The organism is Kistimonas scapharcae (assembly GCF_039540975.1).
Lineage (GTDB): Bacteria > Pseudomonadota > Gammaproteobacteria > Pseudomonadales > Endozoicomonadaceae > Kistimonas > Kistimonas scapharcae.
In genome coordinates this window covers 1-15,005 of sequence record NZ_BAABFL010000135.1, presented here as the reverse complement: position 1 = coordinate 15,005, position 15,005 = coordinate 1, and the positions used below count along the sequence as shown (strand labels likewise).

5 protein-coding genes are annotated in these 15,005 nt (G+C 52.6%); 4 read left to right on the top strand and 1 reads right to left on the bottom strand.

Annotated elements, in window-relative coordinates:
* Positions 1-87: 87 nt before the first annotated feature.
* On the bottom strand, positions 88-1,794 hold the full coding sequence (locus tag ABD892_RS09650; RefSeq protein ID WP_345195381.1) for a hypothetical protein: 1,707 nt from the start codon (positions 1,792-1,794) through the stop codon (positions 88-90).
* Between the two features lie 228 nt (positions 1,795-2,022).
* Here ABD892_RS09650 and ABD892_RS09645 point away from each other — a divergent pair, with 228 nt between their 5' ends.
* The 4 genes from ABD892_RS09645 to ABD892_RS09630 all read left to right on the top strand — a co-directional run bounded on the left by ABD892_RS09645 (position 2,023) and on the right by ABD892_RS09630 (position 14,933).
* A complete protein-coding gene (locus ABD892_RS09645) occupies positions 2,023-2,622 on the top strand; it encodes a DUF938 domain-containing protein (protein WP_345195380.1) in 600 nt (199 codons plus the stop codon).
* A gap of 170 nt (positions 2,623-2,792) precedes the next feature.
* The gene (locus tag ABD892_RS09640) at positions 2,793-11,684 is read left to right on the top strand and encodes a cadherin-like domain-containing protein (RefSeq protein WP_345195378.1); all 8,892 of its coding nucleotides are present in this window, start codon (positions 2,793-2,795) and stop codon (positions 11,682-11,684) included.
* Between the two features lie 39 nt (positions 11,685-11,723).
* Complete coding sequence (locus tag ABD892_RS09635) at positions 11,724-13,292, top strand: TolC family protein (protein WP_345195377.1); 1,569 nt, start codon at positions 11,724-11,726, stop codon at positions 13,290-13,292.
* Positions 13,293-13,436: 144 nt separating this feature from the next.
* Complete coding sequence (locus tag ABD892_RS09630; RefSeq protein WP_345195375.1) at positions 13,437-14,933, top strand: cadherin-like domain-containing protein; 1,497 nt, start codon at positions 13,437-13,439, stop codon at positions 14,931-14,933.
* The last annotated feature ends 72 nt before the right edge of the window (positions 14,934-15,005 follow it).

Here is a 15,005-nt window from a genome sequence, read left to right as displayed (position 1 = left end):
TCATATTGCCGATAGTTCCACAATCTTTTGCCTGCCGTAGCAGGGGGACTTGTACTCACAGCGCATTTCATTGATCCAGAGTGTTTATCAGGTGCTGACGAGAAATCGAGCCATCTCAAACGGTGATATGTCCGTTTCAGCAGGCATGAAACGCATGGGAAGCGACTCAGGCAGTATGGCCGATAACGTGAAATCTTCAGGGTTAATCATGCCGGACAGTGGGTATGTGTCCAGAATATGAAGTGGTTTCCTTGTTGTAGGGCAATCAAGTATTGGTAATGGATAAGGTTTATCGGCTCGTTCGGCGTGACTTTCTAAAGAGGCCCGGAAATAGAATCTATTGGAAGTCGGACAATGTATAATCTGACCGGCTTCCCCAACTGTTGACGCCATCTCTTCCCAAGTTTCAAAGGATATTGGACATGTAATATCGTCGTAGCTGATCTCAGGTATTTTTACAGGGCCAGGGCGATCATCCCAGAAACGTTTCACTTTTCGCATAATGGGTCTAATCGCCCATAATTTCATGGTATTGGATGTTTCAAATGTATCCGTGAGTTTGCAACGGAGGTTTGTATAGATGGCTGCTATTTCGCCAGTTTGGCCAGGTTTTTGGGACGGGGGGCAAGCACTCAATAATCGAAAGATCAACTCTACTGAATGAAGTTGGTCGACAAGCGCTTGATATGAAGTTTCTGCGATCGTTTCGTCTGTTTCCTCTTGGGCTTTTATGAATTGAAGACTGTCATTATCAACACCGCTTAATACGATTTGATAATCGCCTTCAGGTACATATTTTTTCAGGCTTTCCAGCAATGGTGGGAGTTTATTGGATAGCTGATCGGATATCTGTGTCAGTTCGTGCCTGAAATAGTCAGGGATCCCTTCTTCCAGGTGATACTCTTGAACCATTTCTGCTAATTGCTCCAAAACATCATTCAGATCGGTAGTATCTTCTATGGATAAAGCGCCATTTAAACGTTGGAGTTTTATCTTATCCTCTTTATTGACATAACCTCTGATTCTATTCATAAGGGCGGTGTTTCTATTTTGATTTAAATAATCAATCAGGTCTGATCGTGCACGATCATATTCTGGATTGCCAGACGCGAGGGCTGACAAATCGTCAACTTCCTTGATCATGTGGGCAAGTTTTGCAATGTCATCGTCCGACAATGGCCACTGGGATCTCTGAGGCATCTCAAGTAGAGCCGTATGTAGTGCCCGGATATTGGACAGTAACTTAATTTCTACATTTGTATACCGATGCGGAATAGGGGTGTCGAGATGACTGGCCCTTAACGGTACCGCTGTGATCCCACCCGCTCCCTCGGGTGCGGTGCGTTGCACATCATGTATCCTGAGGCCAATGAGAATGGCTGCCCAGATTGATAAAAACAAAGATATTGGAATCAGGAAACAGGCAAACTCAATACCTAGCAAGATTCCTACTTCACCTAAACATAGAAAAAGCGGTGTTAATAATCCGGCAAACAGTCCGTTAATTACGAGCAGGACTACAATCGCAGCTAGAACAATGCCTATACATTTCAGGTTGTATTTCAGGTTGTCGGGCTCGAACTGTCGCTTAACGGCAGTAATTGTACGATCCACGAATTGCCGGAAAGGCGCTATTCTGGGCTGTGGCAGTTGTTCCGGGCTTAACAGGCGATCAATAGCCCCATCAATCCTGGTCACAGGAAGGCTGTTAAAGGGAATCACCGCCGGTGCATCATGATATCCAAAATAGGCTTGAGTATTGGGGTTTGAGGATAATGACGCAGCGGTTGCCATCGAGAATTTACCTTAACAATTATGGTTATTAGCTATGACAACGCAATGTATCGTTTAGTTTCCTGAAGGCTGTATATTATTTATTGATTTTTGTCGGCTTGACTGACAATGGCTGTCGCCGGTCCAGCCGCTTTCGTTGGTTATGGTGTATAACGCTATGGCTTATACCTTGGTCTGATCAGGCGTTAGTAGTCATCCTGTCCAGACAACGATACGAGTGGCAGGTTTATGTCTTCTTTACCGGATGCCCCGGCAACACACCGTAATCGCGAGCCGATCCTGACACAGCTGGATAAATACCTCACGGCACCCTCGACCGTGCTTGAGATAGGCAGTGGCACCGGCCAGCATGCCGTGCACTTTGCCAGCCATCTGCCCCATGTGACATGGATACCCACCGAATTGTCAGCCAATCTGTCAGGCGTTGAAGCCTGGCGTCAGCAGAGCGGTCTGGCCAATCTCATGGAATCCCTGGTGCTGGATGTCAGTCAGCCCTGGCCAGAAGGTCTGGCGGTTGATCATATCTTTACCGCTAACACGACGCATATCATGCCATCAGACGCGGTTGAACGGTTGTTTCAGGGCGCCGGTCGGCAATTACCCGCCAAAGGTTACCTGTTTCTCTATGGCCCCTTTAAGTATGACGGGCAGTTTACCAGTGCTTCCAATGCGGCGTTTGATCTTCAGCTGAGGCAGCGTGCGGCTCATCAGGGAATCCGTGATATTGAACAGCTGATCGCCTGGGCAGGGGATGCCGGTATGTTGCTGGTGGCGGATCACACCATGCCAGCCAATAACCAGTTCCTGGTTTTCCAGCGGACGGAATAAATCGACACTATCTCCCTATAGAAACCTTCATGGCCATTGTGCAACTCAGGCATTCCGGTTCTATGCTGGGAGGGGTTATATGATGGTTCTTTTCACTCTGTCGTTCATAACGGCAGCTTTCCTGAGCATTCAATTGCGTCGTTGTTCACTGTGGTCAGGTGTTATCAGGCATGGCTATGCGATTCCTGTTGCAGGCGCTGGAACCCCGGGTTTTACTTGATGCGGCCGGTCTTGCCACGCTGGCGGATACGTCACCCTCTCCGGTTGAACATCACGATATCAACCTGACGGATACCGATTACCTGGAGGTGGTAGACAGGCTGCTACGCAGCGTTGCTGAGACGAAGGCGCCTGAAATAGCCGATGCAGGATCCTCTTCCCGGAAAATGCAGGAGGATGCCACAACACCTCTGGTGATTGATGGTATCAGTGTCTCGCACCCCGTGGCGGAAGAGGTGCTTAGCCTGACCATCCGGGTTGCTGATAACAATCCCAAGGTCGACCCGGGAAGTCTGGACCGTATCTTGACCCTGGGGGATTCGACGGATGTGACCGTGACCCCGAATGCGGATGGACTCACTCTGGTCGGCACCTCAGCTGCGCTGAACCATGCGTTGACGGGAATGACGATTCTGCCCGCAGGCCATTTCAATGGCACCATGACCCTGACCTTCCAGGCAACGGATGACAGCGGTGATTCCAGTGACCCCCTGGCGGTCGATATCATGGTTCGCCCGGTGAACGACCCGGTAACGATTTCCGATGATATTCATCTATCAGCCCAGGAGGGCGGGACAGTTACCTTTGCGGCAGACCAGTTCGGGTTGCGTGATCCGGATATTGATACCGGTGACCAGCTCCTGCAGCAGATGACCGTGCGTATTGACAGCCTGCCCCTTGAAGGGCAATTGACCTTCAAGGGGAATCGGATGGTGGTGGGCACCACCTTTTCCTACGATCAGCTCGATAAGCTGGTGTATACCCATAACGGTCAGGATGTGTCGGCAGGAGAAACCGATCAGTTCCGTGTCACGGTTTTTGATGGTGCCGGAACGTCGGATGATGGCGATGTCATTATTGATCTGCAGCCGAAAAACCTGCCGCCGGCGATCAGTGTCGGTGATAACACCCTGTTTGAAGGCCAGGGAAAGGATCTAGGGTTGTCCTTACAGGATTCTGAAATCAGTCATGCGGATGCGCCTGAAAACGTGCAGGTCAGCGTCACAGGGGTGTCGGCAGGGTTAGCCAGTGAGGGCAGGTTGTTTCTGGATAATGATGGTGATGGTGTGTTCGGTGCCGGAGATACTGAACTGACCGTCGGTAGTATGTTTACCGCAGACCTGCTGGGCAAGGTCGCGTATGAGCATAATGGCGGGGAAACCGGAAACAATGGTGACTTGTCGTTTACATTGGCAGTCACGGATGCGGGTGGTGGCACCGGTGATGCGGGCAAGCTGACAGCCACTCAAACCATTGAGCTTGATATTCTGCCCGTCGATGATGACCCGGTTCTGGTGACGAATCATCCGATAACGGTCACACCCTGCAGTGCTACCCGTATTGATCGTGACCACCTGCGTTCAGAGGATATCGATAATCGTCCCTCGGAGCTGGTGTATACCCTCGAAAGTTCACCAGTATACGGCCTTGTTGTCGTCAATATCGGCGGTACCCCAAAAGAGGTGTCGGTTGGCGCAAGGTTTACGCAGAAGCAGATCGACGAAGGGGAGGTCAGTTACCTTCAAACCGCCAATGTGTCAGGGAGTGTCACCGATACCTTTATGTTCAGTGTGCGTGACTCCACGCTCAAGGCCTGGCCGAATCCCGGTGAGGAGGGCGGTGTACGCCACGGTGAGGGGCAACCGATAGCCACTGATAACCGCTTTACCATTCAGATTCCGGAACCTTCAACCAAACCCTGTGAAGGATTGTTACCCGAGGACGGGTTGGAAGAGTTGAAACCGACCTTTCCCGTGAACAATAACGAGGGTGCGCCCAAGCCGGTCATGACCATTGAAGGGGGCGAAGCGCTGATCACCAATGTGAATCTTAACTACAGCATGATCAGCAAGGATGGCACGGAAGAAACACCGCCTTCGGAAGTCCTCTTTACCGTGACCCGGTTACCCCCCAATGGCGAGCTGCAGGTTTACGATGGTGTGAAATGGGTTGAAGTGGGCAAGAACCTCATTGGCGGCCATGCCTGTGGTGAGCAACTGAATGACATCAAGTCTTACGGTTATTTTACCCAGCAGAATATTAACTCCAATTGTGTTCGCTTTGTGCATGACGGCAGTGAGGATCATGTCAGCAGCTTCGAGTTCTCCGTTGGGGATGGCGGTCCGAACCGGGCTTACGGAACCCTGGGGCTGGGGGCCATCCCTGTCAATGATCGGCCGGTCGCCAGGGGGGGCGAGCTGACGGTGATAGAAAAAGCCGGTACCCAGACCGGTATTGCTGCCATCACGGACAAACAGATCATGGCGACGGACGTGGATGGCAGTGAAGATTATCCCGTTATTACCGATGTCAGGGGACAACCGGTTGCCGTCAGGCAGGGCGGTTTGCTGGCCGAGGTCTATGATACCGGCGCAGCCCTGAGCAAACTGTCGGATATTGAAGCCCTGACCCATCAGGAGCCGGACAGTTTTTTCACCGCAACAACCTTCAGCTACACAGACCATGGCAGGCATACCCTGTCAGACTTTCTGGGCGTAGAAGACAGTCATACCCTGTTTGGCAACCCGGATGCCCATCTGCATACCATGGCGTTCCGTTTCAGCGGTTACATTGACCTGAAAGCCGGGGACCATCATTTCTCTGTCGGGTCCGATGACGGTTTTGTCCTGCGTGTCGGTGGCCGGGATATCAGTCGGTACGACGGTAACCGACCTTACAGTCGTGATAACAAGGGCAGCGGTGATTTCCACGTCGACCGCGACGGGCTCTATCCTGTCGAGCTGATCTATTGGGAAAATGGCGGTAAGGCGAAGCTGGATGTGGAGCTGGAGGGCCAGTCTATTAACCCGGATATCCTGTTTAAGCCGAGTGCAGCAGTCGAGCCCGAAGGTCAGGACATCTATCAATCATTAACCGATGTCGATGGACGATCCATTTCGGTCTGCCGGGGAGGGCTGCTTGGGGAGGTCTTCGATACGGGCGGGAGTCTTCTGGGGGATTGGATTGAAACCCTGGCCAGTCTTAACAGCATTGCCAGCGCTGAACGATTGATGTCGGAGCCGCCGGATGGTGTCTTCAAGGCGTCCAGTTTTCACTACACGGATCAGGGGCGTCATAACCTGCAGGATTTTCTGGGTACGACAGATGCCCAGAGCCTGAGAGGAGGGAACAAGCAGGCCGCGCTAACGACCATGGCATTTCATTTTCGCGGATACATTGACCTTTTTGCTGGCGAACATCAATTCGATATTGGCTCGGATGATGGCTTTCGATTAAACATCGATGGCCAAACCGTTAGCCAACACGACGGCAACCGTGCATACGCCAAAAGTCAGGGAACGTTCACGGCAGCGAAAGCCGGCCTTTATCCCATTGATCTGGTGTATTGGGAAAACGGTGGTGATGCCCGACTGACGGTTGAGATGGATGGAAAAGCGCTGGATCCTGACCGACTCCATGCGTTGCCTTTCCCGGTGGAGCAGAAAGGTCGGGATACTGATTCTGTCGGGTATATCGAAGGATTGCCGGACGACCTCTGGTTCAAGATCCGGGACCTTCCCCGGCAGGGCGTGCTGGAATACTGGGATGGCAGTGCCTGGGCCGCGGTCACGACGACCCAATGGTTCAGTGCGGAACGGGTAAAAACGGCCGCTGGCGGTTATGACAGTGGGCTGCGCTATCGCCACTCAGGTAAAGATCAACCGGTCAATCTTTCTGATTCCTTTGTTTTTGATGTCAGGGATGATCTGGGAAAGCCGGTAACGCCCTTTGATGTCAGGGACAGCATTTCTCCTCCTTCATCCAGTCATCTGAGTAACCCGGCCACGGTAACGATCTGGGTGGCGCCCTGGAATGACCCGCCCTTGATCCCCACCACACCGGATGCACCGGATATTAATGGACAGGATATGTTCGGGCAGGATGCAACGGCGATCAATCACACCCTGGTGCTGGCGGAAGGGGAGACGGGGGTGATCAGTGCCCAGCAACACCTGCATGCCATTGACTCTGACAACAATGAGAACCAGCTCCGCTACAGGCTCAGGGAATCGGTGTCGCACGGGCAGCTCATGCGAGGCAGTCGTGTGCTTGAGGCGGGTGATGTGTTCACCCAGGCAGACATCAATCGAGGTTTGATTTCGTATAAACATGATGGCAATGAGGATCATCGTGATCAGTTTCGTTTCGTCGTGAGTGATGGTCTGGCGGAATCTCCTCTTTCAACCTTTGCGATCGACATTATCCCCCGCAATGACTTTGTCACATTGAATGCACCCAAGCAGGTGGATGGTCGTGGTAGTGCGACGATTGATCTCAGGGGCAAAATTCTGGTGGAGGATGTGGATCTCGCTGCGATCGATACCGGCGAAACGGATCAGCTGACCCTGTTTCTTCGCCTGACGCTGAAAGGTGAGAGTGCGTTATATGACGAAGCGAATCTCCATCTGGACAAACCCGCAGGCCTTTTTCTATTCGAGCGGGGGAATGATTCACCCTCCATTGGTATGACGGGAACCCTGGCGGATATCCAGACTGCGTTGGGAAGCCTGATTCTTCGTATCGATGATACTGCAGGTGATCGCGGTGACAAGGATGCCATCCTGCAACTGCATGTGACGGCTGATGATCGGCTCTATCAGAATGGTGAGCTGGTGCAGCCTGACCAGATGGCGAATGGAGGGCGGGTCAATGAGAACGGTACGCCGGTGAATGAATCGAATAACACGGTCAGCCGGGCTATCGATATTCTGGTGTCTACAGAGAATGATCCTCCGGTGATTACGGCACCGCAACAGATCAGTGCCAGGGAGGATGAGCCTTTCACTTTCACTGGAGACAACGCGGTTTCGATCAGTGACCCTGATGCGTTTGGCAGTGCCGTCAATGTCACCCTGACGGTGGAACATGGAAAGCTGAAGGTTGAAGGGCACCATGACAGTGCAATCGCGTTATCGGATTCACTCTCAAAAATTAACCGTTTGTTGGCCAACCTGGAATACCAGGGAAATCAGGATTACAACGGCCCGGATCAACTAACCATTGTTGTTGATGACCAGGGGTATCACGGTGATCAGCCGGCAAAGACAGACAGTCAGACTATCGCGATTGATGTGATACCGGTCAATGATCCGCCGGTTCTGGCGGTGCCGGGTGTTCAGACACTTGGCACCAGTACCAGCCTGATTTTCAGTCCGGCCAACGGCAATCCTATTACGGTTGATGAACCGGCGGATAAGCCCTATCCGTCGTTCACTGACCAGATTGAAGTCACCCTGACGCTTGATGATGCCAGTGGTCAGCTCAATCTGTCTGCGTCATCCGGAGTGACGATCACTGATGGTGCCGAAGGTACCGCTGCCATGACATTCCGGGGAACGCTGGCCAAGGCCAATGCCGCACTGAATGGGCTGAGGTATACCCCTTCGGCGGCAAATCTGGATCGTACGGTCATTCTTACCGTTAATGTGGATGATCTGGATAACGGCCAGAACAATCCCCTGCGCGTTGTCTCTGACCAGATTCTCATCAACGTCAGTGCTGTCAATGATCCGGCCTGGGTTACCGTGGCAGATGAGAAGGTCACCATTAATGAAGACAGCCCCTGGGGGCCATTAACGACAATTACTGTCTTTGATGTGGACGACTTTGGCGGAGAGATGGCGCTGACCATTCATGCGGCATCAGGCGCTCTTAAAGTCGATTCTGCCTATGCGTCGATGGTTACTGAAACCGCGCCTTATCTGATCACGCTTACCGGTACGAAAGATAACATCAATAAGGCACTGACGACGCTGCAATACCGCCCGGCGCCAAACCTGCACGCGGCGCTCAATGTGCGTTTGATTGTCGATGACAAAGGTCATACCGGTTTGCCGGGCGAAGCATCAAAAGAAGTCAGTTTTGTGATTGATGTTCGCTCTGTTAATGATGCTCCCGTTGCCAGTGGTTCTGCACAGATTCCTGCGGTTCTTGAAGACACACAGGCTGCGAATATTTATGGTTCGTCGCTTATTTCATTACTGCGTGGGAACTATGACGATGCAGTGGATGACTGGTTCCCCCAGATGCATGCAACGCCCCTGACCTATGTAGCGTTCATAGGTAACCTGTCCAATGCACAACAGGGAACATGGCAGGTGGGCGATGGTGCAGGGCGTTGGCTGGATATTCCTGCCGGGTTGAACAATCAGCAGGCTTTTCTGGCAAGGTCCGATCATCTGCTGCGCTTTGTGCCCGCTACCGATTTCCACGGTGTACCGGGTCATCTGGAAGTGCGCCTTGGCGATGGTTCAGTGCCGGATCTGGCCATGAGCACAGCCTCCTCGGATCTCAAGAATCCTGAAACAACGGGCGGCGTGGGAAGGACCGGTGTCTGGTCTGTCTCGGTGGTTACGATTGATACCCGTGTGACATCGGTGAACGACAGGCCCTCTGCTGCGTCTGGTGCCCGTCTCGCTGCCGTTGCTGAAGATCATAAAAATCCACCGGGGGAACGTGTCGACAATCTGTTCCGTCCTGTCTACAGCGATGACATTGATAATCAGACAGCGATTGCCGGTGGAGAGAAAGCGGATACACCGATGGGGGGGATTGCGGTTGTGGGAAACGCCGCCACTCCGTCAGAAGGGCTTTGGCAGTATACGACAGGCAGTGGCTGGCAGACGATCCCTGTCGTATCCGATCAACAGGCACAACTCCTGCCGAATGAGGCAAAGCTGCGTTTCCTGCCGGCAACTGATTTCAATGGTGAGCCGGGTGTGTTGTCCGTTCGGCTGTCAGACCAACCGGTGGTATCTAACAGAAGGGATATTTCTGGTGCATTAGGTCCGACAGACCAGTGGTCATTGCTGACATCGCTCAAGACGAAAGTGATTGCCGTTAATGATGCCCCGGTACTCACTGGGTTTGGCGGTACGGTGATCTATACGGAGGGGCGGGATCTTGGCGTGCCCGTCATCCTGGCATCATCCGGGGCAGTGAGTGATGTGGAACTCATACTTCGGGGTGAAGACGACTTTGAAAGTGCAACGCTCGTCGTGCAACGGGCTGGCGGCGCCAATTCACAGGATCAGTTTGACTTTGATTTCACCGGGAAGGGATTGGTTTTATCGGGTTTGCAGATTGTTGAGAGTACTGCAGGCGCAGTTGCTGATGTGACGAACAACAGGGGTGGGCGCCTGGCAATAGAGTTCTTGAAGCCTGCGAATAAGGCCATTGTGGATAAGATTATCCAGAGCATTACATTCGCGAATACGGATGACTCTCTGGCGGCTGGCATGACGCAAAATATCGCCATCAATTTCCACTTCGATGATGGCAATGACCCTGCCGCCTTACCCCAGGGAACCGGTGTGAGAGAAACAACGGTATCGGTTACCGTGCGAATGGTGGGCACCAATGATCCACCGATTGCCCGTGATGATGTCAATACCTGCACTGCCGATTCAGCACTGGCCGTTGAGTTCCACGAAGGTGTGTTGGTGAACGACAGTGATCCGGATATCGGTGACCAGTTGAGTGTGATCAGTGTCGCGGGACGGGATATGTCTGGGCAAGCGGTCTCCGTTAATGAAGGACAGCTTGTCAAAGGAGACAATGGTGGTTTTTTTGTCATAAATGCAGATGGCAGTTATCAGTTTGATCCGGTGGGTGATTTTTCCTATTTGTCGAAAGGAGAAAGTGCTGAAACAGCGGTTATCTATACCATCAGTGACTCCCAGGGGCTGAATGCCCAGGCCAGTTTGACCATTACTGTCACAATGGGCGACAAACCGCCGGATCCTCCTCATCCGTTTGGTAAGGTAATAGCCATAGATAATCTTGGCACGGTCACCCGTGACCGTGTACTGAGTGCGATAGGGAATGTGATCACCGATGATGATGGTTTTGGGGTGGACATAGGCTCGGGCAGGTTGCATGTCTTTGAAGTGAATAATTGTTCACTGTGTATTGGGCAGTTTATCCAGGGCGACTATGGTCGTTTGAAAGTGACCTGGAACGGCGACTATGTCTATGAACTGGATAACGACAGTGCTGATGTGAGGGCTATGCTTCCGGGACAGCGCTACACTGACCAGTTTACTTATACCGCAGGACTTTCGGTTGGACATTCTTCCGTGCGGGATCAGGCAATGTTGACCATCTCGGTGATAGTGCCACAGGATCCGTATATTCCCCCGTATGAAAAGCCGACTCCGGTGACACCTGATCGCCCGGATCGTGATCAAGAGAATCCATTCGGCCAGGAAACGGCCGTTATACCGGGTATTGGCATTACCCTGTTACGTTTTCCCGAAGATCCCCGTTTAAATCCCCTCCGCTTGTCTGCATTACTGCCTGATCAGCTGGTCACAGAACATCTCTACCGTTTTGCGATTCCTTCCGGCGCCTTTGAGCATACTGATCGCTCTCAGCAGGTGCGACTGGAGGCCAGCCTGGCGGACGGATCCGGTTTGCCCGACTATATTCAGTTTGACTCGGAAAACGGGGTCTTTGTTGTCAATGCGGATGCGGCGCGAGCACTGGGGGTCGATCACCTGGACATTCTGGTGCGGGGTCGCGACCAAACCGGTAATGAAGCGGCGACCACCTTTGCCATAAGCTTCATGCAGCAGGCTGAAGCACCAGCGGCAGCTGACGTAGAAACACTGGATGATCTGGAAGCACCGGCGGCGGGTAATCCTGATGATTCATCGTCAGCAGAAGAACGTAATAGCGATTTGGACAAGATGCACTTCCCCGGTGATGCGTCTTACACGCCCCCTTCCGGATCGTCATTCCACGGTGCAGGGTTGGATCAGCAGCTCCGGCAGGCAGTGATGACCACGGGGTTTGTTTTCCAGCGTGACCAGTTGCTGGCGCATCTCTCGGCAGGGGAGTGACCTGGGCGAGTCGGATGCTGAAACGGGAACAGGCAAACGATGTTGCTGACGAACAAGGTGCTTGTGTTGGTGGGAGCAGGATTACTGACCGGCTGCACGGTCGCTCCCGCACCGATACTGCAGGATGACCGAACCCGGTCAGCCCAGATTGATCAGGCGTTAATCCATGCCTCACAGGAGCCTGTCGGCTCTGGCATGAGCCTCAGTGAGGCGATGGCCAGGGCGCTGAAATACAATCTGGATAATCGCGTCAAACTGATGGAGCAGGCGCTGTCCCAGCGAAATTTTGATCTGGTCAAAATGGATATGCTGCCGATACTGGCGGCCTCTGCCGGTTATCTCAATCGTGATAATACGAATGCCTCAACCAGTGTGTCGATTGAAACCGGCAACGTCTCGCTGGAACCTTCCACCTCTCAGGATCGTGAACGTAAGATCGCGGATTTGAAGTTTGCCTGGAATGCCCTGGATTTCGGTGTCAGTTACCTGCGTGCCCAGCAGGAAGCGGATCGTTATCTAATCGCGCGTAATGAGCGGCAGAAGGTGATGCTTCGGCTCTTACAGCAGACACGGGCTACTTTCTGGCGTGCGGCGGTTATGCAACAGATGTCAGATGAAATTGACAGCCTGCTGGCCCGTGCCGAACGCTCAGCCGCCAGCCTGCGACAGGTGCGGCGGGAAAAACTGAAAATGCCGCTGGGAACCCTGCAAAATCTTCGTGGATTACTGGATATCGTCAGTGAACTTGAACAGATGCAGCAGACAGTGAATGCGGCCAATGTGGAGTTGGCCGTCTTGGTGAATATTCCGCCCGGTGCACATGTCACGCTAGATTGTCCCGAAACTTTGCCGGCATTGCCCGTCGCGCCCTCTGATATGTCAGCCCTTGAACTGACGGCATTGGCCAATTCCATGGATTATTCCAACCAGTTGTACAACGCCCGTATTGATCAGCGGGAGACACGAAAGGAATTGCTGCGACTCTGGCCGGGCGTGGAGTTTGCCTATACCGGAAACTATGACAGCAACAGCTATCTGTATCACCAGGGATGGGGGGAAGCCAGCATCCGGGTGTCGTGGAATATTTTCCGGTTGCTGTCGCATCGGGATATTGAAGCCCAGGGAGAGGCGCGTATGCAGTTAACGGATGCGCGTCGCATGGCTGTGAATATGGCGGTCATTGCCCAGGTTCATCTGGCCTGGCAGCATTACCAGAATACCCTCAATCGCTATCAGCGTGCCGGTGAGTTTTATGGCATTGACCAGGATATCGCGCGCCTGACCGGTCAGGCCATGAGGAGCCAGGCTGCCAGTGATATGGAACGTATACAAAGTGAAGCCCGCGCCCTGCGTTCTTCCATGAATCGTTTGCTGGCCTATGCCGAGGCGCAGGACGCCTGGGGCGCCATGTTGTTTAGCCTTAATCTCGATCCGGTGCCGGAGGATTACCAGCAATGGTCAGTGGCGGATATCAGTCATGCCCTTGATATGACCTATGCACGCTGGGAGTCTGGCGCCATACCTACCGTGCAGGCAATCGCTCACAATGAGCCTGACGCTTGCCCATTGAAGGTCGATAAGAAAACGCCGTTATTCAGAAATCTGTAATCAGAATCTGGGCAGCAACAATAAAACTCCAACCTTGAATCTGCCAGAACCGACATGCCTGGATAGTGCAAGGGTGACCTTTACACTTTCTTGACCATACGTATAGAATTGCGCGACAAAAATAATACAGGTCAGGTGTGAAACATGTCCCGCAAGATGCTACTGCAGGCGCTTGAGCCCCGTGTTCTTCTTGATGCCGCTGGTCTGGTGACGGCGGCTGAAACCGCACAGCCCACGGGTGGCTTTGAGGCAGGGACAGAGAACAAGAACTCACAGGATCATACACCTGCAGCCTTTGCTGCTATTGCCGACACGACAGTACCGGCCATCAGTGACAGTCAGGACTCTAAACGTAAAACCGTTGAAGATGCTGATACGCCGATCAGTATTGATGGCATCACGGTCAGCGATGCGAAAAAAGATGATGTCCTCACACTGACCATCTCAGTGGCAGATAACAATGATCAGGCCAATCCCGGCGCGATTGAGCAGCTGCTGCAGTTTGACAGTACTGCAGACCTCGCTGTTGTTGCTCAGAATGGCACCTATACCCTGACAGGTAGTGCGGATGCGATTAATAAGGCGCTATCTGGCTTGAGTGCCCAACCGGCTGAGCACTATAACGGAACGATCACGCTCACGTTTTTGGTGACCGATGAGGCTGGTAATACCGGTGATGCCCATACGGTCGATATCGAAGTCACTGCCGTGAATGATCAGCCGACGTTGTCTGATTCGATACAGATCCCGGTCAGTGAAGGCGGGTCACTGATATTTTCGGATGATGCATTGGGTCTGATTGACCCGGATATCACCACCGGCAACCAGGTTGAAGAGCAGATGATCATTCGGATCGATCGTCTACCCAGCAATGGAACGCTGACGTTGAATGGCAATCTCGTCGTTGCCGGTACCACCTTTTCCTATGACCAACTTGATCAGCTGGTGTATACCCATGACGGCTCTGATGTGGCCGTGGGTGACACAGATGCGTTTACTGTCACGGTGAATGACGGTGCCGGAGAATCGTCGTCTGCGAATGTAACGCTTAACCTGCAGCCAGTGAATCAACCCCCTGCTGTGAATCATCCGGGCGGTAGCCTCTTTGAAGGGCAAAGTACCCATCTTGGATTAACACTGATGGATCGTGAAAGCCAGCATGCTGATGTACCTGGCGATACGTTAGTAGAGATCACCGATATGTCGGATGGACTGACTGCCGAGGGTCGTCTGTTTCTGGACAACGATGGGGATGGCAAGTTCGGTGTTGGTGATGTTGAACTTGTATTGAACAGTACATTCTCTGCCGATCAGCTGAGTCGCGTCGCGTTTGAACATAACGGGAATGAAACCGGACTGAGTGGTGCATTGGCATTTTCGATGTCATTGACGGACAGCGGCGGCGGTGAAGGCGCGGCAGGCAGCCTGACCGGTTCATCAACGGTCAATCTGGATATTACACCGGTCAACGATGATCCCGTGCTGGATATCAACAACGGCGCGACTGTGAATCCCGGTGGCTATGTGGTCATCACCAAGGATGATTTGTTAGTTACCGATGTGGATAGTATCGACAAACACCTTGTGTATACCCTGGAACAAATGCCGGAACATGGTCTTTTGCAGGCCTATATACCTTAACTCCCGCTTAACGATCTGAAGAAGTAAGGCTAAATTGAATGAAGAGAGCGTCCCCTGTGCTCTTCAGGCAAA

What these genes read in the sequence shown, in the direction of transcription:
- ABD892_RS09650 (WP_345195381.1), bottom strand. Translation starts at nt 1,794, where the DNA reads ATGGCAACCGCTGCGTCATTATCCTCAAACCCCAATACTCAAGCCTAT.
- ABD892_RS09645 (WP_345195380.1), top strand. Translation starts at nt 2,023, where the DNA reads ATGTCTTCTTTACCGGATGCCCCGGCAACACACCGTAATCGCGAGCCG.
- ABD892_RS09640 (WP_345195378.1), top strand. Translation starts at nt 2,793, where the DNA reads ATGGCTATGCGATTCCTGTTGCAGGCGCTGGAACCCCGGGTTTTACTT.
- ABD892_RS09635 (WP_345195377.1), top strand. Translation starts at nt 11,724, where the DNA reads ATGTTGCTGACGAACAAGGTGCTTGTGTTGGTGGGAGCAGGATTACTG.
- ABD892_RS09630 (WP_345195375.1), top strand. Translation starts at nt 13,437, where the DNA reads ATGTCCCGCAAGATGCTACTGCAGGCGCTTGAGCCCCGTGTTCTTCTT.